The sequence below is a fragment of the Falsihalocynthiibacter arcticus genome, from assembly GCF_000812665.2.
Taxonomy (GTDB): Bacteria; Pseudomonadota; Alphaproteobacteria; order Rhodobacterales; family Rhodobacteraceae; genus Falsihalocynthiibacter; species Falsihalocynthiibacter arcticus.
Window position 1 is genome coordinate 2,496,359 of record NZ_CP014327.1, and the last position, 23,630, is coordinate 2,519,988.

Annotated in this window: 24 protein-coding genes and 1 pseudogene; 9 read left to right on the plus strand and 16 right to left on the minus strand. The window is 51.1% G+C overall.

The features are described 5' to 3' along the window. Nucleotides 1–130 precede the first annotated feature (130 nt). The 3 genes from RC74_RS12340 to RC74_RS12350 form a co-directional block, all read right to left on the minus strand. The gene (locus RC74_RS12340) at nucleotides 131–904 is read right to left on the minus strand and encodes a hypothetical protein (RefSeq protein ID WP_062628251.1); all 774 of its coding nucleotides are present in this window, start codon (nucleotides 902–904) and stop codon (nucleotides 131–133) included. 68 nt (nucleotides 905–972) lie between these two features. After that, entirely contained in the window at nucleotides 973–2,061 is a 1,089-nt protein-coding gene (locus RC74_RS12345) for a hypothetical protein (protein ID WP_169798738.1), read from the minus strand. Nucleotides 2,062–2,184: 123 nt separating this feature from the next. Beyond that, nucleotides 2,185–2,427 carry a hypothetical protein gene (locus RC74_RS12350; RefSeq protein WP_062628252.1) on the minus strand — a complete coding sequence of 81 codons (243 nt, stop codon included), beginning with the start codon at nucleotides 2,425–2,427 and terminating at the stop codon, nucleotides 2,185–2,187. 13 nt (nucleotides 2,428–2,440) lie between these two features. Here RC74_RS12350 and RC74_RS12355 point away from each other — a divergent pair, with 13 nt between their 5' ends. The 4 genes from RC74_RS12355 (at nucleotide 2,441) to RC74_RS21775 (ending at nucleotide 5,048) form a co-directional block, all read left to right on the plus strand. Then, on the plus strand, nucleotides 2,441–2,737 hold the full coding sequence (locus tag RC74_RS12355) for a hypothetical protein (protein ID WP_062628253.1): 297 nt from the start codon (nucleotides 2,441–2,443) through the stop codon (nucleotides 2,735–2,737). Between the two features lie 250 nt (nucleotides 2,738–2,987). After that, a complete protein-coding gene (locus tag RC74_RS12360; RefSeq protein ID WP_039000096.1) occupies nucleotides 2,988–3,971 on the plus strand; it encodes a CobW family GTP-binding protein in 984 nt (327 codons plus the stop codon). Nucleotides 3,972–3,980: 9 nt separating this feature from the next. Further along, nucleotides 3,981–4,364, plus strand: a complete 384-nt coding sequence (locus tag RC74_RS12365; RefSeq protein WP_052274575.1) for a (2Fe-2S) ferredoxin domain-containing protein — start codon at nucleotides 3,981–3,983, stop codon at nucleotides 4,362–4,364. A 321-nt stretch (nucleotides 4,365–4,685) separates the two neighbouring features. Then, the gene (locus RC74_RS21775) at nucleotides 4,686–5,048 is read left to right on the plus strand and encodes a DUF1636 family protein (protein WP_156477467.1); all 363 of its coding nucleotides are present in this window, start codon (nucleotides 4,686–4,688) and stop codon (nucleotides 5,046–5,048) included. Nucleotides 5,049–5,051: 3 nt separating this feature from the next. Here the strand turns inward: RC74_RS21775 and RC74_RS12375 are convergent, their stop codons facing one another. From RC74_RS12375 to RC74_RS12415, 9 genes are all read right to left on the minus strand, one after another. After that, a complete protein-coding gene (locus RC74_RS12375) occupies nucleotides 5,052–5,540 on the minus strand; it encodes a hypothetical protein (RefSeq protein WP_039000094.1) in 489 nt (162 codons plus the stop codon). 58 nt (nucleotides 5,541–5,598) lie between these two features. Further along, complete coding sequence (locus RC74_RS12380) at nucleotides 5,599–6,294, minus strand: CbtA family protein (RefSeq protein WP_039000093.1); 696 nt, start codon at nucleotides 6,292–6,294, stop codon at nucleotides 5,599–5,601. A gap of 1 nt (nucleotide 6,295) precedes the next feature. After that, nucleotides 6,296–6,469: a CbtB domain-containing protein gene (locus RC74_RS12385; protein ID WP_039000092.1), complete on the minus strand. Its 174-nt coding sequence runs from the start codon at nucleotides 6,467–6,469 to the stop codon at nucleotides 6,296–6,298. Between the two features lie 126 nt (nucleotides 6,470–6,595). Next, the gene (locus tag RC74_RS12390; protein ID WP_052274574.1) at nucleotides 6,596–7,945 is read right to left on the minus strand and encodes a tubulin-like doman-containing protein; all 1,350 of its coding nucleotides are present in this window, start codon (nucleotides 7,943–7,945) and stop codon (nucleotides 6,596–6,598) included. 81 nt (nucleotides 7,946–8,026) lie between these two features. Further along, a complete protein-coding gene (locus RC74_RS12395) occupies nucleotides 8,027–10,039 on the minus strand; it encodes a nitric oxide reductase activation protein NorD (protein ID WP_039000091.1) in 2,013 nt (670 codons plus the stop codon). Then, entirely contained in the window at nucleotides 10,039–10,851 is an 813-nt protein-coding gene (locus RC74_RS12400) for a CbbQ/NirQ/NorQ/GpvN family protein (RefSeq protein ID WP_039000090.1), read from the minus strand. The genes RC74_RS12395 and RC74_RS12400 overlap by 1 nt, the downstream gene beginning before the upstream one ends. Before the next feature lie 73 nt (nucleotides 10,852–10,924). Then, nucleotides 10,925–12,619, minus strand: a complete 1,695-nt coding sequence (locus tag RC74_RS12405) for an FtsZ/tubulin family protein (protein ID WP_052274573.1) — start codon at nucleotides 12,617–12,619, stop codon at nucleotides 10,925–10,927. Nucleotides 12,620–12,730: 111 nt separating this feature from the next. Then, nucleotides 12,731–13,063 (minus strand): hypothetical protein, encoded by a 333-nt coding sequence (locus tag RC74_RS12410; protein WP_039000089.1) that lies wholly within the window; start codon nucleotides 13,061–13,063, stop codon nucleotides 12,731–12,733. A gap of 1 nt (nucleotide 13,064) precedes the next feature. Next, complete coding sequence (locus RC74_RS12415; protein WP_052274572.1) at nucleotides 13,065–14,597, minus strand: FtsZ/tubulin family protein; 1,533 nt, start codon at nucleotides 14,595–14,597, stop codon at nucleotides 13,065–13,067. Nucleotides 14,598–15,520: 923 nt separating this feature from the next. On the opposite strand from RC74_RS12415, the gene RC74_RS12420 reads away from it, so the two are divergent. From RC74_RS12420 to RC74_RS12435, 4 genes are all read left to right on the plus strand, one after another. Next, nucleotides 15,521–16,564 carry an aliphatic amidase gene (locus tag RC74_RS12420; protein ID WP_039000088.1) on the plus strand — a complete coding sequence of 348 codons (1,044 nt, stop codon included), beginning with the start codon at nucleotides 15,521–15,523 and terminating at the stop codon, nucleotides 16,562–16,564. Between the two features lie 64 nt (nucleotides 16,565–16,628). Continuing rightward, nucleotides 16,629–17,762: an AAA family ATPase gene (locus tag RC74_RS12425; protein ID WP_082802281.1), complete on the plus strand. Its 1,134-nt coding sequence runs from the start codon at nucleotides 16,629–16,631 to the stop codon at nucleotides 17,760–17,762. A 13-nt stretch (nucleotides 17,763–17,775) separates the two neighbouring features. After that, nucleotides 17,776–18,936, plus strand: a complete 1,161-nt coding sequence (locus RC74_RS12430; RefSeq protein WP_039000087.1) for a transporter substrate-binding domain-containing protein — start codon at nucleotides 17,776–17,778, stop codon at nucleotides 18,934–18,936. After that, nucleotides 18,929–19,528, plus strand: coding sequence for an ANTAR domain-containing response regulator (locus tag RC74_RS12435; RefSeq protein ID WP_039000085.1), 600 nt, complete (start codon nucleotides 18,929–18,931; stop codon nucleotides 19,526–19,528). Before RC74_RS12430 ends, RC74_RS12435 begins: the two co-directional genes overlap by 8 nt. A 131-nt stretch (nucleotides 19,529–19,659) precedes the next feature. Here the strand turns inward: RC74_RS12435 and RC74_RS22220 are convergent. Together RC74_RS22220 and RC74_RS22515 are read right to left on the minus strand one after the other, a co-directional pair. Further along, nucleotides 19,660–19,815 (minus strand): annotated as a pseudogene (locus RC74_RS22220) (IS3 family transposase); the annotation flags it as partial. 16 nt (nucleotides 19,816–19,831) lie between these two features. After that, on the minus strand, nucleotides 19,832–20,008 hold the full coding sequence (locus RC74_RS22515) for a hypothetical protein (protein WP_169798701.1): 177 nt from the start codon (nucleotides 20,006–20,008) through the stop codon (nucleotides 19,832–19,834). Between the two features lie 252 nt (nucleotides 20,009–20,260). On the opposite strand from RC74_RS22515, the gene RC74_RS12445 reads away from it, so the two are divergent. Then, nucleotides 20,261–20,518 (plus strand): hypothetical protein, encoded by a 258-nt coding sequence (locus RC74_RS12445; RefSeq protein ID WP_062628254.1) that lies wholly within the window; start codon nucleotides 20,261–20,263, stop codon nucleotides 20,516–20,518. Nucleotides 20,519–20,943: 425 nt separating this feature from the next. On the opposite strand, the gene istB is transcribed toward RC74_RS12445, so the two are convergent. Both istB and istA read right to left on the minus strand, forming a co-directional pair. Further along, nucleotides 20,944–21,696 carry an IS21-like element helper ATPase IstB gene (istB, locus tag RC74_RS12450; protein WP_062628255.1) on the minus strand — a complete coding sequence of 251 codons (753 nt, stop codon included), beginning with the start codon at nucleotides 21,694–21,696 and terminating at the stop codon, nucleotides 20,944–20,946. Then, on the minus strand, nucleotides 21,693–23,189 hold the full coding sequence (gene istA / locus RC74_RS12455; RefSeq protein ID WP_062628256.1) for an IS21 family transposase: 1,497 nt from the start codon (nucleotides 23,187–23,189) through the stop codon (nucleotides 21,693–21,695). The genes istB and istA overlap by 4 nt, the downstream gene beginning before the upstream one ends. Nucleotides 23,190–23,630: the final 441 nt, after the last annotated feature.

The window sequence follows — 23,630 nt, forward strand, 5'->3', positions numbered from 1 at the left end:
AGTTTGAAATACAGAATAACCGTTTGAAATGTTTTGATTATCGCTTTAGCCATCTGCATTCAATGCTAAGAAAGGACGTCGGGCACTGCGATCGCTCCGAGGGATATGTGTGCTTTCGGTTGCCGCAGCCTCAGTGACGACGAGGACGAATAACATGGAGGCCGTAGGCCTCTCGATGTGTCTCGCCGCCATCCATGCTGTGGGTATAACTACTCTCTGCGACCTCTAAAAAGCCTACACCTAATGCATCCTTTTCGCGGCGCGCTACATAAAGCTGTCCGTCAATATTTGACGTCGTATACAAAGGCCCACCGTAGAAATTGGTTGGCAATTGGAAAGAAAGCGTTTCCCCCTGATGCTTCAGGTTGAAGTAGCCGATGCCTGTCCAATCAAAGGGTATGACGGGAATAAAATAGTAAAAATATGGCCACTCACTGAACGCCGTAAATTGATATTTGACCAAATCAAGCTGCCCCTCGAGGGCGTCAAAACGATAGCTCGGAACATACATCCGCTCAGGTGTGGTGTTGAGCATAGAAAAGCGTGGATCGGCATCAAAATCAGGAAGCGGGTCAGTACTGGTCACCCGTCGGTGTTCGATGAAATGACCATCTTCGCCAACGGTGACGATGAAACGACCTGAGTATTCAACTTTCCCACCTTTTATCAGATCCGCGATGATCAGATAGTTGTTTGCCTGATGGTCAAACCAAATCTCGCTTGCCCCATGGACAAGCCTCTCGATCTCGTAATTTTGGCTTTTCACGCCTTGGGAAAGAGACGGGTATGCGCGCAGGTCCGAAGACGTGCTGAGGTTCGAATAGACAGTGAGCACTGGCACGTGCAACACAAAAGCCGCGACCAATCCTGCAATAGATAGACAGGCTAATTTGAGGCCCCTCATACGCCGTTTCCTCTACTATATCCGCATCACCAGTGTCTGCGTGTATCCCCTTTCAAAAAAGAAGGGACTTATTGTCTATGGTAGAGATAAACCGCGCCGCTTTTTACGAGGCTGTTTGTATTGCTATTTTTGGCTCCAATGAGGACGGTGCTGCCAGACATCGCGACGGAACCGCCATAAGCTCCGTCCTTCAGAGCATCGATGTCTGTAAACGTTCCAACCTGCTCGCCCGATAGGGTGTCGAAAAGATAGACCGCGCCATTTTGTGTTGTCGGGCCAAAGGTAGTAATGGCGACCGTGGTTCCAGAAATCGTAACCTTGGACGAGAGTGAGTCCGGAACTGAGGACGTCTCAGCCGTGACTTTAGCCACCTGTTTTCCCGTGATCGTGTCGTACAAATAGGCTACGCCGTGTTTTTTCTCCACGCCGCCAACGACAGCGCTGGTGCCCGAGATGGAGACAGACGACCCAAATAAATCGTCCTTAGCTGTATCTTTACCAGTTAACTTGGCTGTTTGCTTTCCAGTTACGGTATCGAACAAATATATGGCGTCGCCAGACATAATGATGGCTGTGGTCCCAGAAATTCTGACTTCACCACCGAAGAACCCCAATGTACCGCCATTGTTTGGGTCGACCGCAGTGAGTTTGGCCGTCTGCCTGCCAGTCGTCGCGTCAAATAGATAGGCCGCGCCGTTAGCGCTTAAAGGGGCTCCAACAATGGCCGTTGTGCCAGAGATCGAGACGGAAAGGCCAAAGCCATCCCCTTTGACAGAGTCAGTCGGGGTAAGCTTGACTGTCTGTTTTCCAGTGGTCGTGTCAAATAGGTAGGCGGCACCATGATCGTTTCCGGATGCCCCGACTATGGCTATAGTACCTGAAATTCCAACAGGAATTCCGTAACTGTCATTCGCGGTGATTTCCTTATTGGTGAGTTTGCCCGTCTGCTTTCCGGTTATGGTATCAAATAGGTAGACGGATTTATCAGTATTCGCCCCAGCAATGATTGCCGTTGTACCAGAAATCCCAACAGAAAGTCCGAAAAATCCATTTGCGATGGGCTTGTCGGCCGTGAGTACAGTCGCACTTAGATCCGCGGCTTGCGCCGTGGGAACAAGAATAAGTGAAGCCAAAGCCGCGAATAGAAAGTGACGCATGTAAAAATCCTTATTCGACATTCTCCAACTGGAATGCCCATTCGCGCACACTGCTCCTATCTTTCAATAAAATCAATAATTTAGGCAAGTTGTTGGCCGGTGCCATGATTTTCGACAGTGTTGTCAGAGGAAGACGCCGCGACAGGCGGCACCATTGGCACTTCCTTGTCGCTTGGCTTCGCGAGAGGCGCGGTTCCGCAAAAGGAAACTGTGCTCTTCGCGCTGCCAGCGCTCTTGTTCTTCTTTTTGCTCCCGCAGGGCCTCGGCGTGGATATCTGCTTCGGCCTGAATGCGTGCGCGCACCTCGTTCATGCGCTCAATCAGTGGCGGGTCGAACGTAAGCGTGACAAGACCAAGCTGATGCAAGTTATGTGCCTCGATGGCTAGGGTGGGAAGCTTCAAAGACCTACTGCCTTCTGTCGACGGCGCCGCGCCCGAAGTTCTGTGTTTGCAAGAAGTCGTCCATAGTCCCGCGTCAGACAAAGATTGGCTGACCTATCTACAGGCCGATCCGCTTGGGCTGGTGGATGGTGTGAAGAACGCTATGACAATGCATAAATCGCATTGGCACACTCAGTCCGCGCAGAAATCGATGTCAGAGGACTTGACTGATGCAATCAAAGTCGTGTTTAATCTCCTTGTAGCAACTGGGCTGCACAAATCAATTTGGCATTGACGCCTCTACGCACTCACAAAGGTGGGATAAAAGCGTGGGGCGTTTTTTTGTGTTTTACGACATGGTTCGCGATGCACACCCATGTCACGAGAAAAGGTGGACCGGCCATCGGACAAGCATAATTTTGAGCACATTTTCAGCCTTAAGATGGCTAACATAAAGGTGTGCATCCTCTACCCAAACTTAACTACCTCGGAGCACTGCAAGGAAAGTGCCGCCGTAGAGCCCCCCAATAGCAAAGGAATACTCAATGTCAGTAGCTCAATCTCCGAACGCACGAATTCCGGCCACCGTGATCACCGGTTTCCTTGGGTCGGGCAAGACCACCTTGGTAAACCATATTTTGCACAAGGAGCACGGCAAGAAAATCGCAGTGATCGTAAACGAATTCGGCGAGATTAATATCGACGGTCAACTCGTGGTCCAAGACGATCAGGCCGAACTCGTCGAGTTCAATAACGGTTGCCTCTGCTGTACCGTGCGCGGGGATCTTATCGAAACACTCAAGGACCTTCAGGGCCGCGCTGGCGATCTTGACGGAATCCTTATTGAGACGACAGGCCTTGCGGACCCGGCGCCGGTTGCCTCTACCTTTTTCGTCGCGGATGAAGTGAAGAGCGCCATTCAGCTTGATGCTTTTGTCACTGTCGTCGACGCCGTGAACCTGATGATAAACTTGGAACAAAGCCACGAAGCGGTCGAACAGGTCGCCTTCAGCGATGTTGTGCTAATCAACAAAGTAGACTTGGTTGAGCCTAGCGTTCTGGAACAGATCGAGGCCAAGGTTCGCGCGCTCAATCCGTTGGCGCTTATTCACTACACGACCAATGCCGAAATCGATCTTGAACACGTGATTGGTATCGGCGCCTTCGATCTTGTTCAGAAACTTGAAGTGGACCCAAAGTTTCTGGAGGATCACGATCACGAACATGACGACGAAGTAGGATCTTTCATTATCGAGGAAAGCCGACCGATCGACCTGAACCGCTTCAACCTTTGGCTCAATGACATCGCGCAGAACTTGGGCAATGACCTTTATCGTACCAAAGGGATTTTCCATGCCCGTGGTTTCCAGGAACGCATTGTCTTCCAGAGCGTACGGATGCTGACCACAATGCGCCCTGAGCGTCTTTGGGCCGAAGATGAAACCCGCTCATCCCAATTTGTCGTGATTGGTAAGAACCTCAATCGGGCAGATTTTGTTAGAGGCTTTGCCGAATGTGTTGTGAGTTAGGCGAAACAGATGTCTAATGAAACAATCAACGATGCAAAGTCTGGCAATGTTTCGGACGGTGATGAACCAGTGTACCTCGTGCACGTATTCTGCTGTGTCAACGAGCGGCCTAAAACCCATCGCCGCGGCTCGTGTGGTGCAAAATCCAGTAAGCAACTCTGTGATTATATGTGCCGCCTTGGCATGACACTGGGAGTGCAGCGCATCCGCATTAACCACGCTGGTTGCTTAAACGTGTGTGAATACGGGCCGGCCATGGTTATTTATCCCGAAGGTGTTTGGTATAAATTCGAAAACGAGGAAGATGTGGCTGAGATCCTGAGATCGCATGTCATCAAGGGCAAGAAAGTCGATAGACTTGCATTGTCCATTCCACCCGGAACTCTTCATTGAGAAATTGTTATTTCCCTAGGGTTTCAGGCTGCTCTAGGGGAATGCCGTTCAAAATAGATGCCCTCTGGCGGCGCAGTTTTACACGTTTGTAAAGATTGTGCGCCCAGAGCGCGAGGTCGTCGGGAGGTAGTCGATAAAAACACAGTCTTGTACCAAACAATCGGTCCGCTATCCAAGAACTCTGGGCCGCAAATATGCGATTACGTTTCAAATCTAAACAATGCGTGTCTTCCGCTGCAGGCGGCTATTCGCGGACCTCTAACGTAGATTTGCTTCAGGCATTTTTTAAGATCCAAAAGAAGAAACAAGGATTTACATCAGTTGTCAGAATATGAAAATCGAAGTGCCCGAATTCTGATCTGCTCCACCTGCCAAGGCGAACGGAGTCGCAAAGTTGAGGGCGATACCCTGAATGACGCCTTGAGACGAGCTGGGTTGGCCGATCAGGTTAATGTGGAATTCGCCGGCTGTATCGGATCCTGTATTGCGCCTGTCTCCATAGGTTTGCAAGGAGACGGGCGCGCATCCTATGTCTTTTCCGGTATCGACCTTCTCAAAGATGCCGATGACATCGCAGCCACATGTCGGGTGTATTTGAACACCCGCAAGGGTTGGATCGTCGATGCTCATGTCTGCGGGCGCCTACGCGAATGCCTCCAAACGAGGTTGCCAGTTTTGCGTTAAACTTCACGGGGCAGAGGATGCAACAACCGCCACGCTGATTGCTTTGCCATCAACACCGTAAGTTTGATGGTCATTTGTATTCAACGTCACCAACACTTCTGCCGCGTCGGGCAATGCAGCAATGTGCATCCAGTTTCCGTAAAGGCGGGCGATCTTGACGCCGTCGACATAAACATGCGCATGCCCTTCGTTCATTACGTGGGTCGCACCGGCGTTTTCTGGCGTAAACTGGAAGTCCTCGGTAAGGACGTGCAGGTTCCAGCCTGACATGGGATCTTCGATCAATTCGACCGAAAGTGTTGGGGCACTATCAAGAGCCACTTCAACCATTTCGTCGTGATTCTGGTGCTCCATTCCCTCGGCAGTCCCCGCGTGATCGTGGGCGCCGTAATCGTGACCAGTAAGCGCGACGCCGCTCGACGCGGCCGTAAGAAAACCAATCCCACCTCCAAGCCCCAGTCCAATGACAAATATTGCAAGTATACGGTTCATTCGTTTTCATCTCCTTGTTGGGGACCCCCACCTGGGTTTCAGCGGGGGCCGCATTTTTTCACGCGATTGCGGCTTGTCTGGCGCCTTCGGTATTCCAGAAGTAACCGGCGCAGACCCCTAGGATGATCCATGACGCCATGCCAACACCAAAGGCCCTTGCCGCAAAGAGCGACCCGATCTCGGTTGGTACAGGACCTGTAAAGGTGGACGGCATGGGGGCACCAATCACATGCGGCGCCATCAATAGAACGGCCGCAATTCCATATGCGACGCTGCTCTTTCCAAAAGCGAGGAGCCACATTGCTAAACCGGCAGAGATGACGGTCGAAAACCACCAGATCTGGCGTAGCCCCAGATCCGCAGATGCCACACCCGGAACCTCGGGAGCGAGTGATATCCCCGGCGCGAAATGAAACACAATGAAGCCAGAAAGGCCCCAGAACATCCCGTTTCTAGGGGTGATCTCATGGCCGTTCTGTTCCGCAGTCGACATCAGCCCGACCAACATCAAAGCATAACCAGTGTATACGAGCGCGGCGAATAGAATGCTCATTCCGTCGCGCAATGCGTCAAACCCAGGCAACTCAGGATTCGCCGATACCGCTGCACTTCCAAAGTGGACCAGTTCGCCAGACTCGTAGAGTTCGGCATGCAGAAGAACTGGCTGTACGAATATGAGTTGCAACAGGGCGGCAATCAGCCCTGTTGCAACTCCAGCGAACATCGCGCTGACAAGAACTCGCGTTAGCTGCATATCAGTGGCACGGGAAGCCAGTGGCGTGACGTACGTCGTGCGCCGCATCATGTAGGGCGCTGGCCTGCACGTGACCTGCGACGAAGATGGTGGCGAAGCCAAGTGCTATACAGAAAAGGGGTGCCAAAAGAGTGTTCTGCTTGGCCATTGTTTTGTTAAGAGTTTGAGTTGTCATTTTAGATTCTCCTTTTGGCCCAATATGTTAGGGCCGGGTTTCATGTTGATAGATTGGAAAGGTGTAGCCAAATTTTGTTGGCAACACCGAGTGGTCGTGAGGGGGGAGAAGCGTGTGGTTCGTCGTTTACGTTGCCTCCATTCGAATGCTTTCTTTATTCAGATCTTCCATTTTCGCTTTCCCTAAAGAATATGCGCTTAAGTCTTCCTTTTTCACGCCGGAAAAGATGAGGTTGGCATAAGCGGTAAGCTCATCGAAGAATTCGTTTTGGTATGAGGTGTAGTTATCTTTCTTTGCGCCAAGGAAGTTCGAAACCAGAAGAGATTTCAATTCTTCGTCAACTAGATCCATGTCCATGTAGCGGGCACAATATAAATGCGCATCGATACTTTCCGTGGAATATCCGTCAACCAAGCCAGAATATTGGGGTACAAAATTGACCCATTGCTGAAGAACATTATCCCAACGCGAGCGCGGCTCACCCGGGAGAACCTGAACGCCTGGATGGCTAAGCTTTGCGACGTTGAGCATCAGACACTCACCCTCGGTTTTTTTGCCAAGAGCGCTTTCCAGATGGATCGAGCCGTCCTGAAGAGCCCAACGCATGAAAGAATCTGAGACAAAGCGGTTCGTTACTAATTGTTTAAAGTGCTGCCTAACCGCCCTGACGCCAGTCGAGGTATAGGCCGAAAGACGTTGCCAGCTATGTTCACTCGAAACAATGAAACATCCATCGGGAAACGGGTTGTTGTCCGGGGAACCACTGGCAAAACCATCAATATCCTCAAGCGTCAGTGTTTGCGCCACGCTGTTTTCATATTCACCGTCGCCGCTGTGGCTCAATTGTGAAACCCCGATGATCTTGACAGAGTCACCAAGATCCATTGCTTTCAATTTCCGAGCGATATCAAATGCAATTCCGCTACCGGTGCCACCTGCAAGGCTGAAAGCCACGATAACAGTGGAATTGTTTTTACATTTTTTAGCAGTCGCGGCGAAACGCTCCAATGCGCCTGCCAAAGGCTTTTCATCCAGATATAGACCGAACGCTCCGGCAGCCTTTGCAATTGCGCGCGGAATATGCCCTTTCAATTTTGGCATCGTGAAACTGTCTGGAAAGTCGGATATCAAGCCCGATCCACCATCGGACTCATACGGTTTGCGTACCTTCTTCAATTTTTTCGTGAATTCGGTGAGCTCGGGCAATTCCAGATTTAACGACTCGTAGTGATATCTTTCGGTTGGAATCCCTCGTTCAGCCAGACGGGCTTTCAAGGACCGCGCATAATCATTCGGAATTTGCACATCGTCTTCACCGATATCGACAAGAAGACCTGACAGCGTTGCCCCCTCAAGGGCGAGGTTATCTTCAACCTCCCCAGTTCTAAGCAGCGCTTCGATGTATGCGCCTCCAGTTCGGCCAACCCCGATTATGTGTATATTGTTTATCTCTGACGGCTTGGTTATTTCGGACATCTTAATTCTACTCCTGAAGGTCAGTTTCTGGTTTTTCTACTTGCCGGATTCTCGCATGATTTATTCTTTTGAAACTCAACGTCATGGTGCGAGGACTCGCGCTAAGACCGTTCTAGCGTTATCGGAAAACGTCGAAGCTTGATCGGAAATGAAGAAACTTCTGTCTCCGAAAATCCGCTGTACATAGCCGTCTGCGCGGCGATCAAGTGTCAGGCAGAAAGTGCGAATATTCTTAGCTGAAGCCGCAACGACGGCGTTATGAGCGTCTTCAGTCAGGTAATCATCTTCAATGACATCGACGTCGGATGGCTCGCCATCGGTTAGCAGCAAGATGACCTTATTATCTGACATCTGCTGATCCAAGTGCGTCGTCGCGTGGCGCAGCGCGGCACCCATCCGCGTCGACAAATTGCTTGTCAGACGCTCAAGGCGCTGGCGACTGGCGTTGTCGAAAGCCTCGTCGATATCTTTGACACAATAGTAATTGACCTCGTGCCGTCCGTTGGAGGCAAAACCGTGAACAGCAACACGGTTACTTTCGGACTCCATTTCTTCGGCGACAGTAATCGCGGCTTGCTTTTCCAAGTCGATTACTCGGGTAAAACTTCCGGGAACGAATTTTTCCGTGGAAACAGATAGATCCATCAACACAATCGTCGCAGTTGATTTTGGCCGTCTGCCATGGCGGGTAAAAATGCGCCCGTCAGGTGCGATGCCGGCACGCTGCTCAACCGCGTTATCGATTACTGCATTTAGGTCAAGATCATCGCCCTCGGGCAGACGCTTTAATCGGACCGAACGATCAGGGGTCTGTTTTGCGCCCCGATGGACCACGCGCAAGCCACGCTTGGGATTTGCGGCAGACAGTTTCGTGCGCTCCCGATCAAAGCCGTCTTCAATGACGGTCGTCCAATCTTCGCGCAATTCCTGAAGCTTATGATCCCATTCCGGATAATGAAAACGCGCGCGAAGGTCGATACCTGAAAAGTCCTGCTCTGCCGGGACTTCTTCGGCGGGCCGGAACTCAATCTCGTCGGTCTCTGGCTCAAGGGTTTCGTCTTCGGGCAGTGCTTCGTTAGGCCCCCAAAGCAAGGCATTGTCGTCGCGGTAAATGGGTGACGGCTGGTGGTCCGGTTTCAACTGAAGGTGCATTTGGCCGACTTGAAGCGTTAGCTCTTTGGCAAGGCGATCAAACAAGGAAAAATCGGTCAGATCCTTAGTTGCGGCTTCCTCAAACAGCTCTCTTCCTTGGTTCACCCATGGGTTGGGGTCCTCATAGCTAGGGTCATGCAAAGCGCGTGCCAACCGCGCCATCAGCCCAGCCAGATCGAAGCCCGAGGTCTTCTTAGACGCATCGTAAAACTTGTCCCACAAGGCATGCAGTCCCGGATACTCTTGAACCATCAGGCGTTCGACCCGCGCATCTTCGATGACCGCGATAAGGGCAACGAGATTTGGGCGACGGTTCCCGATAGGGCGCTTGCGGGGTGAGAAACATAGATGGGCGGCGGCGTGGGCGACCATGGCTCGATACAGGAGTTCGCACGACTCCGTTTGCTTGTCCGTGATAATGCGCGGAAATTGCATCGTCGTTTCGCTGATTGTCGTTGACGGCTGCGGCCCGCCCAAATCAACAGGCTCGTGCAGGTCGATTGATAGTTCATCAAGGCCAAACCCTACAAAGTAATGTAGCAATGCTTCGATCTGTCCTCGGAAATGTGTCGAAGAATTTAGCGCTAGTTGATCTGAAAAGGCCGTTGGGTCGTTCGATTTGAAGTTTTGCAACATGCGGTCGCTGTCGCTTCGCTGTTTGAGGCCGTGGAACACCCAACGGCGCAGGCCAATCAGATCTTCCAGCATCTCAGGTTGGACACAAACACGTTCGGCAAACACAATCGCGGATTGCGGGGCTTCAAGCGCGACTTGAGCCACGATATCAGCCAGCGTAGCGGCGTCCGACTCTTTGGCAAAATAATCGGCCAACCTTGGCAGAGCATTGACGAGTATTGCATGCGCTTGATCGTTGAGACCGCGCAAAGGCTCAAACTGGTGCTCTAACTCTGGCACGTGATATGGAATGCGATCCAAATCCATTACCGAGGTCCAAACTGCGCTTCTACAAAGCCGTCGAGTGCGGCCTGAAGATTAATGTCGTCAGTCAATGGTGCTGTCATGGCAAGCAAGCACGCGTCATGGGTCGAAATCCCTTCGACAATAAGCGCCCCGGTATGGATCAGCATTCTTGTACTGATGCCCTCGTCGAGACCTCTTCCTCGCAATTTGCGCGACTGGTTCGCCACGGAGACAAGTCCACGTGCGACCTCTTCGGATACACCGCTTTCGTGCATGACGATCTCGGCCTCGGTCTCGGCTTGTGGAAACCCGAATTCAATTGCTCCGAAGCGCTGTCGCGTCGATGGTTTCAAGTCTTTCGCCGCGCTCTGATAACCAGGATTGTAAGACACAACCAATCTAAAATCGGGATGAGCCTTAACAACTTCGCCGCATTTATCTAACGGGAGAATGCGCCGATTATCGGTAAGCGGGTGGATCACGACGGTGGTGTCCTGCCGGGCCTCCACGAATTCGTCTAGATAGCACAGCCCACCGTGACGCACTGCTTGCGTCAGCGGACCATCATGCCAAACAGTGCCGTCAGCATCGAGCAACCAGCGGCCGACAAGATCCGACGCAGCCATGTCCTCATTGCAAGCCATCGTCACGAGCGGCAGCTTCAACCGCCATGCCATATGCTCGACGAACCTCGTCTTCCCGCATCCAGTTGGACCTTTGAGAAGCATCGGCAGTTTACGAGCCATTGCGGCCTCGAAAAGCTGAACTTCATTTCCAACGCTGCGGTAATATGGTTCGTCCGCAATCAAATGTGTGTCGAGGCGTTCGTTCATCACAAAAATCTCTTTCAGGAGCCCGAGCTGCGCAGCCTGCGCAACTCGGGTTAGTTTCGGTCAAATGGTGAATTTAGGCGTGCTGTTTAGCGGCCTTATTGGGTTGCCCGCCGGGAGTATTGACGAGCGTTTTCGTCATCGCAGCGATCCCTTCCTCAAGGATGATCTTGCGATTGGCAGGAGGGAGTTTGTCGCCACGAATTTCGTCATAGGAAACAACAACCCAACATGCACAACCCCAGATACATTCACCTGCCATACCCTCGAAGCGGATCGCAGGTTCCGAAAGCATCGGACCAATATCGACGAGCCAAGCATGTTCATGAAGCTTGGATTCCCAATCGAGCGTGTCGTAGTTCTTTTGGCTTGCCCAAAAGGCTTCCAGATCCGTCTTTGCGACACCCGGCATAATGATATTGGCGTAGGATGTCAGCGCATCGAAGAACTCGTGGTTATACGACTGATATGTCGAGTCCCCTTCGAGGAGGTATGTGCTGGAAATAAGTTCCTTGATACCCTTGTCGATGTTCTCGAAGCCCATGTCGCGAGACGCATGGATATGCACTTCGGCGTAGTCGGTTTGGAATCCGTCCCGAAGGCCACTGTGGTCCGGAATAAAGTCGATCCACTGCGCAAGAACAGACTGCCAACGAGATTGTGCCTCGCCAGGAAGAACCTGAACGCCTGGGTGCGTAAGTTTGGCCACGTCAAACAACGTCCAGTTCCGCGACTTTGACGAAAGCGTCTCATGTGGAGCCCCGGTGAAGCCAGCCGGACGAAGTGCCCGGAACAGCACCCGACCATAATCGAGCATTGCGAACCGCATGAACGAGTCCGCGACGAAGCGGTTGGCAACCATCTGCCGGAAGCCTTGACGAACTTCTTTTTCACCCGTCTCGGTATAGGAAGAAAGACGCTGCCAGCTGTGTTCAGGATTGACGACGAAAAAGCCTCCCGTGAACGGGCTTTTGTACAGATCGCCCCAAACGGTGATCACGCCATTGTTCTTGTCGTCATCAAGCATGCAGTCGATTTCGTTCAGTGCGCAATATTGTCCCGCGCTGTTCTGAACTGATTCATCATCTCCGCTGTGCGAAAGTTGACCGACGCCGATAACCGGAATGCGACGACCAAGTTTGATATTCGACAAATGGCGCGCCAGATCAACCACCATGCCGCTCCCCGTTCCGCCTGCAAGACTGAACGGAACCAAGATCATTGAAGGCAGCGTTGCCTTCTCGACAGTCTCAACAAAGCTGTCGAGTGCCTTTTCCATTGGCCGGTCGCCAGCATAGTAAGCGTTCGCATAAATGCCCTTCGCCACAAGGCGCGGGAAATGGCTGCCGGCAGGTGGCATTTCGTATGTGTGGGAAACATAGGACTCGAAGTTCGGGTTCCAGTAATACCGCGGATACTCCAACTTCAAAAATTCGCGGGTACGGTTCAGGCCTTCGAAGAACTCGTCGCGTTCCGGCACATCCAAGGCGATAGCCTGAAAATTGAAGCGGTCGGCTTCAACGCCGCGTGACTGAAGGCGCTTTTTAAAGGAGTTGGCATAGTCGATTGCTATTTGCATATCTTGCTGGCCGATATCCACTAACAAAATGGCGCAGGTCGCGCGGGCATCTTCTGCCAACAAGTCCTCGATTTCACCGGTACGTAGCAATGCTTCAACGTAAGCTGCTCCTGTACGGCCGATCGCGACAGTATGGACGCAGTGTGGCGACTGCATACCTGTCCCACTATTATAGAGAGATGATGATACCATTGGTTATTCTCCTTTGGTTGAATGAATGGTTGTAGTTGCCGCTTGATGCGGCAGGCTAACTGGCTTGGTGTGCTCGCAATAAGCGCGCGTTACTCGGGCTGCGCGGTTAGGCTAACAACCGCGAATGCTGAAAGTTTCTGTCTTGTCTAGAAACCCTAGATCCCGAAGGATGTGCGCGACCGAACTGGCGCGCTCATGTGCAACGTAAATCATGTAATCTTCGACAAAGAGGCCTGGATCCCGCGAGATCACGCCGGTTTCGATCAACTCGACGCCTTTTTCCAAATTTGCACGCTGCAATGTCGCCTTCCATATTGTTCCTTTCTTAATGTGGATTGCATCATTATCGACGTGTGTGATGGATACGGTCTTACCGCCTCGAATGGTTGGAACTTCAAATCCCTCACCATATTTTTCGACGACATTTTTCCAATTAAGTGGCATTTCAAGCTCCTATGATGTCATCGCGACGAAGTTCGTGGCGCGGAACAGCAATCCATTGCTCGCCCGTGCCAATATTTGCACCAGCCATGCCATCAATGACGCTTGAGGGTTCACAAAGCAGCAATCCCTGATCGAGAAGAAGGGCATGATGTTCCTTGCGGCTTTTGGCATCTTCGGCATCGTAGGCGGTACGCGCGTCAAAGAATGCCTCTAGATCCGTAAGTGCTAGACGAGGCAGCAGATATTGAACCGTATTCTCTTTTGACCCCGGTACCTGCTTGATGGGCACTTCGGGAGAGAAGGATTCATCTAACAAATCAACCCACGCATTAGTCAGCACATCGTTGGTTTCTTGAGGTGTTCTTAGTTCGAGAAACTCAGGCTGATAGTCAGCCATTAAGCCCAATTCTTCGCGCAAGCCGTGATTTGCGGGAATATCAGTGTCTGACCCAAATCCGAGCAAATGGATCCAACGGGCACCCCATGGCGTCCGGGCCGCGGAATGCTGCGTCGAGGGAGCGCCGACCCAGTTTAAAAGGCGCAGGGATTCCCAAAGGCTTGCGCCATGGCGTTCGGTAAAGAGCTCCATCAACCGCTGCTTGGTCAACTCAAATGCATGTTTAGAACCTTGGCTCTTGGGCTGTGGCACAACGATGAAACCGGCCGTGAACGGGTTTTTGTACAGATCGCCGCACGATACCTCGACACCTTTATTCTTGGTATCATCACAAAGCACATCCAGCTCTGAAAAGACTGCGTGTAACTGAGATGTCCGTTTCGGTGTAAGATCCTCGCGGTGTGGCATGATGCCAATGCCAGTCACCAACATGCGACGACCAAACATTCTAGATGACAGGTGACGAGAGAGATCCATCGCGATCCCGCTTCCGGTACTATCGCCAAGTCCGAAAACCACACAAACGATCGAGTCGCCTTCGGTCTGCTCGACGCTCTTTGCGAACCGTTTTAGCGCCGAAAACATCGACCGGTCACCGTCATAATACGCTCGACCATAGCTCGCCTTCGAAACAACTCGCGGTATGGATCCATCGTCATTTCGCATCGGAGTTTCGGGCGACAGCCAAGCTGCCGCATCTGCGTTCTCATGGTTGAGGGGGTATTCCAGATTTAGAAACTCTGGGTACCGCGCAAGAGAGTTTTGCAGCTCTTCCATCGCGGGTTCGTCAAGGGAAATCGTTTCGATCTGTGACTTATCCTTTGGAAAGTCTTCGGCTGCAGAACGAACGAGTTTCAAGGCTTTGTCGCCTATATCAACAGCGAGCCCCGTGAACCGGGACCCGGCCGCGTCAAGCAAGTCCTTCGGAGCCTCACGCAGAAACGTCTCGACAACTTGGGCACCTTCAGCGCCAACGCCAACCAAATGGATACTGAATGGAAGATCGGAAGCATCCTTGATAAGGTGAATGCCCCGGTTCAAAGCGTCAAGCTTGCGTTGCTGCAACTTGGCTTCGGTTGTCCCAATAGCAGGGAGCGGCCTTCCTTGGTTTAGATCTAGTCCAGTTTTTGACGCCATTTTATGCATTTCCAATTCAGTCGTTTGTTTTTGGCTAAACGTTTACTCACCCAATCCTCTTTGGAACGAGATAAACTGTCAGCGATATAATTGCCGAACGGATGGCAATAACTTGAAGCTCATTTGCATTTACTGTCCCCTAAAAAAATCAACTGGATGCTAGATACGAAAACGAAAAAAGCCCCAGCGCTAATCGCTCTTAAGAGCGCTTGCGGTGGGGCTTTGTTGCCGAGAATGTTGGTAAGCTCAGTTGCTTGCCTTTAACGCTGGCACAAGGCATGTCGATCCGTCAAGCGCGAAGTTAAACTTTCTTAAACATTGCTGTATTCGACTGTTTTATATTAATAATCTGCCTATTTTTTAAGATTCACCCTCGGAATGTGGTGAAAAATTAAAACTTTTTTTGGGGTAGTGACGCGCTGAACCGCTTTTTCCACTAACTTGGTTCGCGTCGGCAGAATGTAAATTGAACAAGAATCGCATGTCAGGCCAATTGGCGGCACCAGACGTTACTATCAGTAACAGCCCGTTCTGATTTGAGAGCATTGCGTTATGATGCCGTTTGAGATTTTGTTGGACAGAAGGCTTCATCCTTCGCGGTAGTTTCGGAAATTCAAAAAAAGGCCTTGCATATCTCCCACTCCTGATGAATGCTTTTAGGAAGCTCAACAGCGAGCTGAAGAATATACTGAGCAAATAGGCTCTCCAAATGTGGCGACAACGCCGCGTTGGAGGGCCTTTTTTTTGTGCATTTTGCAAGCGGACCATGACCAAACGGGATCTGAGCATCTTTTTAGACAGAGATCGTATTGCTTTGATCTGCAACTCGGAAAAGCCCAACGGCAGTCATGCCAAAGAATAACTGGCAATCCCACGAGTGCCGGTCCTAACGCCCAACACGTAACAAAACGAAGGAATTAAATATGAGACATGGTGACATTTCAAGTAGCGACACCACAGTTGGTGTTGCAGTCGTAAACTACAAGATGCCTCGCCTTCATACGAAGGCCGAAGTATTGGAAAATGCCGAAAAGATCGCCGAGATGGTCATCGGAATGAAACACGGCTTACCGGGAATGGATCTTGTCGTATTCCCTGAATACAGCACTCAGGGCATCATGTACGATCCCGATGAGATGATGGAGACTGCGGCAGTCATTCCTGGTGCCGAAACCGAAGTCTTCGCGAGGGCCTGCCGCAAAGCAAATACTTGGGGGGTCTTTTCGATTACAGGGGAGCGTCACGAGGACCACCCGAAAAAGTCACCTTACAACACTCTTATCCTGATGAATAATAAGGGAGAAATAGTTCAGAAGTATCGCAAGATCCTTCCTTGGAACCCGATCGAGGGCTGGTATCCAGGTGACCAGACCTATGTTGTTGAGGGCCCAAAAGGACTTAAGATCAGTCTGATCATTTGCGACGACGGTAACTATCCCGAAATCTGGCGCGATTGCGCGATGAAAGGTGCCGAACTAATCGTACGCTGCCAAGGTTACATGTATCCCGCAAAGGAACAGCAGGTCCTAATGTCTAAGGCAATGGCATGGGCCAACAATTGCTATGTCGCAGTGGCCAACGCGGCCGGTTTCGACGGCGTTTACAGCTACTTCGGTCACTCGGCTATCATCGGATTTGACGGGCGCACACTAGGCGAATGCGGTGAAGAAGACATGGGCATTCAATACGCCCAGCTGTCCATCCCCGAGATCCGTGATGCGCGAGCAAATGACCAGTCGCAGAACCACCTCTTCAAACTGCTGCACCGAGGTTACACTGGCATTCATGCATCGGGTGACGGTGACAAGGGCGTGGCCGAATGCCCGTTCGAGTTCTATCGCAACTGGGTCAATGATGCTGAAAAAACCCGTGAGCATGTAGAATCGTTCACGCGCACGACCATCGGCGTTGCCTGTTGCCCTGTCGGAACCTTGCCAAACACTGCGAAAGAAAAAGAGGCCGATTAACCAACCCAGAACTCGGGTGCGGCCAGTCCGGGCCGCACCGAAAATCCCATAGGCAGGAGACAAGATGCCCTTCTTGAACGACCGGATCAACCAAACTCAAAGAGAAGTTAAACTGGCTTTGGCACTTGCCTCCGAAAATGCCAGCCATTTGGATCGCTTGCCCGCCAGCGATCCCCCTAATCCACTTCTTCAATCGCGATTTTCATTCGACTTACAACACATCGAAAACGAATTGCGAACGTTGATTATTGGCCAGGAAGAACCCATCAATCAAGTGATGGAAATTCTCAAGGTTGTTCGCGCTGATATTGGAGATCCGCGAAAGCCACTCGCCTCTCTCATGTTTTGCGGGCCCACTGGGGTCGGGAAAACCGAAACGGTCCGCACAATTGCGCGTGCCATGTACGGCGACGCCGACGCATTTTGTCGGGTGGACATGAACACACTGTCGCAGGAACATTACGCAGCTGCGATCACCGGTGCGCCACCTGGCTACGTTGGTTCAAAGGAAGGCACGACAATTCTCGATCAGGAAAAAATCGAAGGGACGCATGACCTCCCCGGAATTGTTCTTTTTGACGAACTGGAAAAGGCGAGCAATGAGGTTGTGCTTGCGTTGATGAACGTCTTCGACAACGGTATTCTTACGGTTGCTTCAGGTGGGCGTACCTTCTCGTTCAGAAACAGCCTGATCTTCATATCATCAAACCTCGGCGCTCATGAATTGATGGCACTGGGCGAGACCGAAGTGTCGCAGGGCTCACTCTGGGGGCGTCTGATGAGTAAACCGAAACCGCGCAGAGAAAGCGCGCGCGACATCGTGATGAAAGCCCTCATAGAACGGTTTCCGCCAGAACTGGTAAATCGGATCGACCATATCGAAACCTTCAATTGGATCGGCAAGGAACGTTTGCCGGAGCTCGTTGGTGTCGAGCTGAAGCTTCTTAACAAACGGCTCCAAAAGCATAATTTTAGGCTCAAAATATCTGAGGAAGTAAAGAACCTCATCAGCACCGAGGGTTATGACAAGAGATTTGGGGCTCGGGATCTTCGTCGCGCAATGCGTCGAGTTCTGGAGTTTCCTCTGGCTGGGTATCTTCTGGGTGAACAAACTGGTTTTTCTTTGCCCGATGGTCATAATGTCGTCGACATCGAGGCCCGTTGCACCGATGGTATCATCTCGTTCCGGCAGCTGTGAAGGAATCCGTTCATTGGGAAATTGGAAAATTGGACTACTTTTCTCCGAAACTGGGGTGACGTCGATCATCGAGAAATCGCAACTTAATGGTGCGCTTCTTGCCATAGATCAAATAAATGAGAACGGCGGCGTCCTTGGCCATAAAATTGAACCAGTTAGATATGACCCCGGTTCGGTCGACCAGAAATATGGAGAACTTTCGGAAAAGCTAATCACTGAACACAAGGTAAAGATCATATTCGGCTGCTACACGTCCTCTTCACGCAAGGAAGTTCTTCCAATCATCGAACGCCGCAATGCTTTGTTTTTTTACCCCACTCTCTATGAGGGCTTCGAGTATTCGTCAAATGTCATCTACGGTGGTGCATGTCCTAATCAGAATAGCGTTCCGTTAGGAAATTATCTGATGGAAAATTATGGGAAGCGCTTATTCTTTGTCGGCTCCGACTACATCTATCCGCGAGAATCAAACCGAGTGATGCGCAATGTCGTGCGCCAAGCCGGAGGAGAAGTACTCGGTGAGGTATATTTTGATCTTGAAGCGAAAGAAATAGACTTCGCAGCAGTGACTAAGGAAATCAACCGGCTCAAACCGGACGCGATATTCTCAACCGTAGTTGGACAGTCATGCATCGAATTTTATAAAGCTTATTTGGCCGCCAGTGGGGACGGCACGACCTGCCCGATCGCTAGTCTCACAACTAATGAGGGGGAAATCGCAGCTATCGGTCCCGAAGCATCAGCAGGGCACATTACTGCTGCACCGTATTTCAGATCTATAGAGTCTTCGGCGAACCAGAAATTTCTTGAGGCATACGCTAAAAAATTCGGCACAACCGTGGATGTCACGAGTGGTTGTGAAACCGCCTACAGCCAAGTTCACATTTTTGCTCGGGCCTTAGAAGAAACTGGAGAAATTGACACAGACAAGCTTAGGGAAGCGTTGCTCGGCACCAGTTATGACGCACCACAAGGACAAATCAAAATTGATCCAGATAATAACCACACCTACCTTCAGTCAAGAATAGCCAAAGTCGATGCTTATGGCGAATTTATTATACAATCGCAGGTCCGCCGCGCGATAAAGCCCGATCCGTATCTTGTATTTCCAACGATTTACGACTTAAGTTTCCGATCTTTGGACGTGGCGGGAGGTGTGCGCCTAGATGAGTGATCTGATACAAGGCCTCCGAAATCTACATGTGCTAGTGGTCCTTCCTAGAGAACAAAGTGCAGACGACCTGATTCAGCAAGTGAACAGGATTGGCTGCCAGGTCGATCACTCGTGGCCGCTGCCAAAAACATTTCAAGAAAAATACGATTTGGTATTCTTAGATGTTACGGATCAAAATTCAGAGAAATTGAATCAATTCATCAACAGTAGTTCAAAAAAACAAACGATTGTAGCGGTTGTGGGATACGAGAATCCCTCAATGTTGGAATTGATATTTGACATCAAGGCTCATTCCGTCCTGAATAAACCAATACGGGCATCTGGTGTAATGACCTCAATGCTCTTAGGTCAAAAAATCCAGAGCGAGAGATTTCAGTTTCGCAAGGACTTAAAAGCTCTCAAAGATAAGTTGGAAAACGTTCAGAAAGTCAACGATGCAAAGTTCATTCTTATGCGGCACCGTAAAATTAATGACCGTGAAGCCTACGCTTTAATTCGAAAGCAGGCGATGGCGAAAAGAACCAACACAGCAGATATCTCACAAGCAATCATCAATGCTGAAAGCATTCTCAGTGATTTTGGGGATACATAGTAGCTTTGGAGGTGCTAGGTCGCGGTCAGTTTCATACTGGAAAAGATCGGAGTAGACTGTGCGTCGGCAGAGTTTTTGGGTCCAAATGCTGCGTAATTTAAGGGAGAGACTGGCTCATCTGGTTGGTTACATTATGCGGCGCGTTGTCTGTGATGCAAGCGTCGCATTTCGAGTGTCTTTCGTTTGATTCTTTCCCTTTTCTGTAGAATGGCTTTGTCGCGACCGAAGTAGACGTCAGCGGGTGTGACGTTGTTGATACTCTCGTGGAGGCGCTGATGGTTGTAATGATTCCCACACTGCCTGCTAAATCGGATGAATGGGCCAGCGGGCGCGGTTGCTGTCGTTGATTGGGGTGCAGTAGCGGATTTTCTCAAAGAAGGCCCGGTAGGCGTCGCCGATGGTGTCGCGCGGTCCTTCAAGTCTATTTCCGGTAATCCTGCTATTTGCGCGGGCTTGGTTCCAGATCGTGAGCCAGCCCATTTTGCCCTTCTGATTGACCCTCTACCCGATGTTTTCGAACTCCCGCTGACATGCGCTCTACCTTCAGGTGTCTCGCGGAAGCGACTTCGCATTCGTCGGACAGCACCGCTGTAGGTTATCTACGTGAAAATGCCCTAGGTGGATGACAATCCACGGAAATCTGCCCAAACCTGTGTGCTTTACTATGCAATAAGCGCCAAGATTCACCCTGTATTCAATATGCGGAATGCCCGCTAAGCAAAGGTGACCCAAATGAACAAGACGACCCTTCAGATGTGCTATGACTTTCGTACAATCGATGGCTGCCCTTTCAATAAAGAGATTGTCATAACGATGGCCAAGGCGCTCGGCGTATCAGTGACATTGCCCTTAGAGGAAATTGAGGCCGAGGAATACCGGGTGCCGACCGGCCATTTTGTCGAGTTTTATGATGTAGTCGGATTCGATCTTAAAATGGCCATCGGGTTCGACCAGAATACACTCCGTGCTTGCGGACGGCTTCTGACATAGTTTCAAATCAAGGATGCAGGCATTACGCATGACATCCACGTCAACGGCGAGCATTTTGATATGATGAATTTCGAATATCGCTACGGCGAACTGCTTGGTGTATTCCCTAGTCCGCGATATGATTGTCGGTCAAAAGATCATTGACCGCAAGCGAGGCCAGTTACGGGCACTGTCCGAGGAAACTGGCTTGAGCCGGGCAGGGCGCTGACCTAGGCTTGCCGAATTACAAAACGCTCCCCTTTTCCGTATTAGTAACCCGCAGCTGTCAATCGCAGTGTAAAAAGGGACCAGATCGCGGCGTAAAATTGGTCCACTGAGTTCTCGGATGTTCTGCGCTTTGGTGCGCGTGCCCCCAAATAGCTAACGCGTGCCAAAGCGCATGTTGGCCCATGGGCCAACATTGTTCTGATCTTGATGTGTTTTGATTACTGGCGGTTCTTACGACTGTGTTTGAGCCTATAGCTTTCGCCGTTCATCTCAAGGATGTGGACGTGATGTGTCAAACGATCCAGCAAGGCGCCCGTGAGCCGCTCTGAGCCAAAGACTTCGGTCCATTCATCAAAGGGCAGGTTTGAGGTTATGATGATGGAACCACGTTCGTAGCACTGCGAGATCACCTCAAAGAGCAATTCTGCGCCAGATTTACTCAGAGGAACGAAGCCTAATTCATCAATGATCAACAGATTCTGGCTCGTCAGTTGCTTTTGCATGCGCTGCAATCGGCGCTCATCTTGGGCTTCTATCAGATCATGAACCAAGGCTGCCGCCGTCGTGAACCGTACTTTCAACCCTCTTTGGCACGCGGCTAATCCAAGTCCTAAAGCTATGTGGGTCTTGCCCGTTCCCGATGGGCCGAGGGCAATAATGTTTTCTCTGCGAACCACGTAGTCACATCGAGCCAGATCCATCGTCAGTGGCTTGTTCAAGCTGGGCATGATCTTGAAGTCAAAACTATCCAGGCTTTTGGTGCTGGGGAACTTCGCCGCTTTGATCCGCCTTTCGATCATCCGCCGTTCGCGGTCAATTAACTCCATCTCGCACAGACGCGCCAGATATTGGATGTGGTCCTTATTCTCAGCAGCACAGATTTGGGCTTGTTTTGCGTACTCTCCTTGGAACGTTGGCAAGCGCAACTTCTTGAGGTGGTGGTGCAGAAGGATTTGGGGAGCATCTGTCATGCCGTGGCTCCCAGCAGGCTCATGTAACTGGATGGGCGTGTCGTGCCGACATTGGCCTTAGGCAAATACGGGTAGAAGTCCAAATCCAATCGCGGTGGCCGCTTCTCAATACGGCATAGCACAAGGTGTTTTACGGCATCATAGCCAATAGCGCCCAGATCAATGGCATGCTGGATTGCGCCTTGCACAACGTCCATCTCGAATGTTTCCAAAAGACGTAGAACCTGAACGTATTCTCGTTTGCCCGGCTTGCCCATTCTGGCTTCGAGCAGTCGGTGCAGGGTGGCGAAGGCATCCGGTAGATTCCAACCCTGCAAAGGGGCTGCCTGATCCAAAGCCCCCACCTTCTGCTCAATCAAGGGCAGGAAGTGGAGCGGGTCAAAGATCATATCCGCGGATAGGTAGGATCGTTTGTGCCGTGCAACGATCTCGTTACCGCAGCCGATGATAACCTCATGTACAAACCCACGCACATGAACATCGTGGTGTGCATAAGCCACCGGCACCGAGTAGTCATTGCTGCGATAGCGCACCATCGAGATCGAAGTGGCCCGTGTGTTGACATGGTCGCAGGCTTCATATTCCGCCACGGGCAACCCCATCAGCGCATCAAAATCGGATACCAAACGTTGACCTATGGTTTGGGTGTGGCCGCGCAAAGTATCGTCCTGACGTGCTAAACACTTCGCTTCCAGATGGGCGTTCAAATCATCAAAGCTGTCACAACGCGGCGCAGGGACCATGAAGTTGCGACGCGTATATCCAACCATGCCCTCAACGTTGCCTTTATCGTTTCCTCGCGCTGGTCGCCCGAACTTGTCATCGAACAGGTAATGGGATTGCAGCTCAGTGAACCGACGTGTGCGAATACGCGTTCTGTCCCCGAGTATCCGCGCAACGGCGATCTTGGTGTTGTCGTAGAGAATGGACTGCGGAATACCATCAAAGAACGCAAAGGCGGACACATGGCCGTCGCAGAATGCTTCCGTCGTCTCGGCAGGGTATCCCTTAACGAACACCGCATCAGAATGCGGTAAGCTCATTACAAAAAAATGGATCTTGCATTCCACGCCACCAATCACGCCAAGTGTCTCACCAAAATCAACCTGCGCGTGGCCTGGCCGATGCGACAACGGTACAAACACCTCTTTAGTGCGTCGCTTTTGTTCGCGAACGTAATAGGTCACTGTCGTCAAGCTTCCCGCGTATCCGTGTTCATCCCTCAAACGCTCAAAAATACGCTTGGCGGTGTGGCGCTGCTTTTTGATCAGGGCCTTATCTGTACGCAGTATATCATCGATGACACCGACATAATCATCAAGCGTTGGACGACGCGGGGCTTCTGAACGCCGATAACCAGGAGGGAGTTCATGCCGCAACATCTTGGCTATCGTTTTGCGATCCTTGTTGAAATAACGCGCCGCTTCTCGAGCAGACATCCCGTCCTTCAAACAAGCACGGCGCACACGATTATAAATATCCACAGAATACATCTCCCGCCCTCCGAATAAACGAAGGACACAAACTGGCGGATTTTTACTCCGCTACAACTGCGATACGCAGCCGCTTCTGTGGCCCATTATTGCTCCGCGTTTTACACAGGCCACAAATTTAACTGCTGTTCACCAGCAGCTTAAGGATCGGTCTCTTGCGTCAATATATTCTCCGGCTAGGGTCGGGGAAAGCTGCTGCATGGTGCTCTGGGCTCCCGCGATGTACTTCCGATAGATTGGCTTAGCCAAAATGAATGACGCATTATGGGCGGTATGATAGTGTTTGCTTTTAAGGCAAGGGCCACAACGGGGAGATAGGGCCGCCTGTATCCTGTCACCTTACGCACATGTAAATCATCGTTTAATCTGAATTTTGTTCAAGCCTGTGAAAGGCATCGTCAAGTTGTCGGCGATCTTCGCTACGAAAGCCCGGGTTCCGAG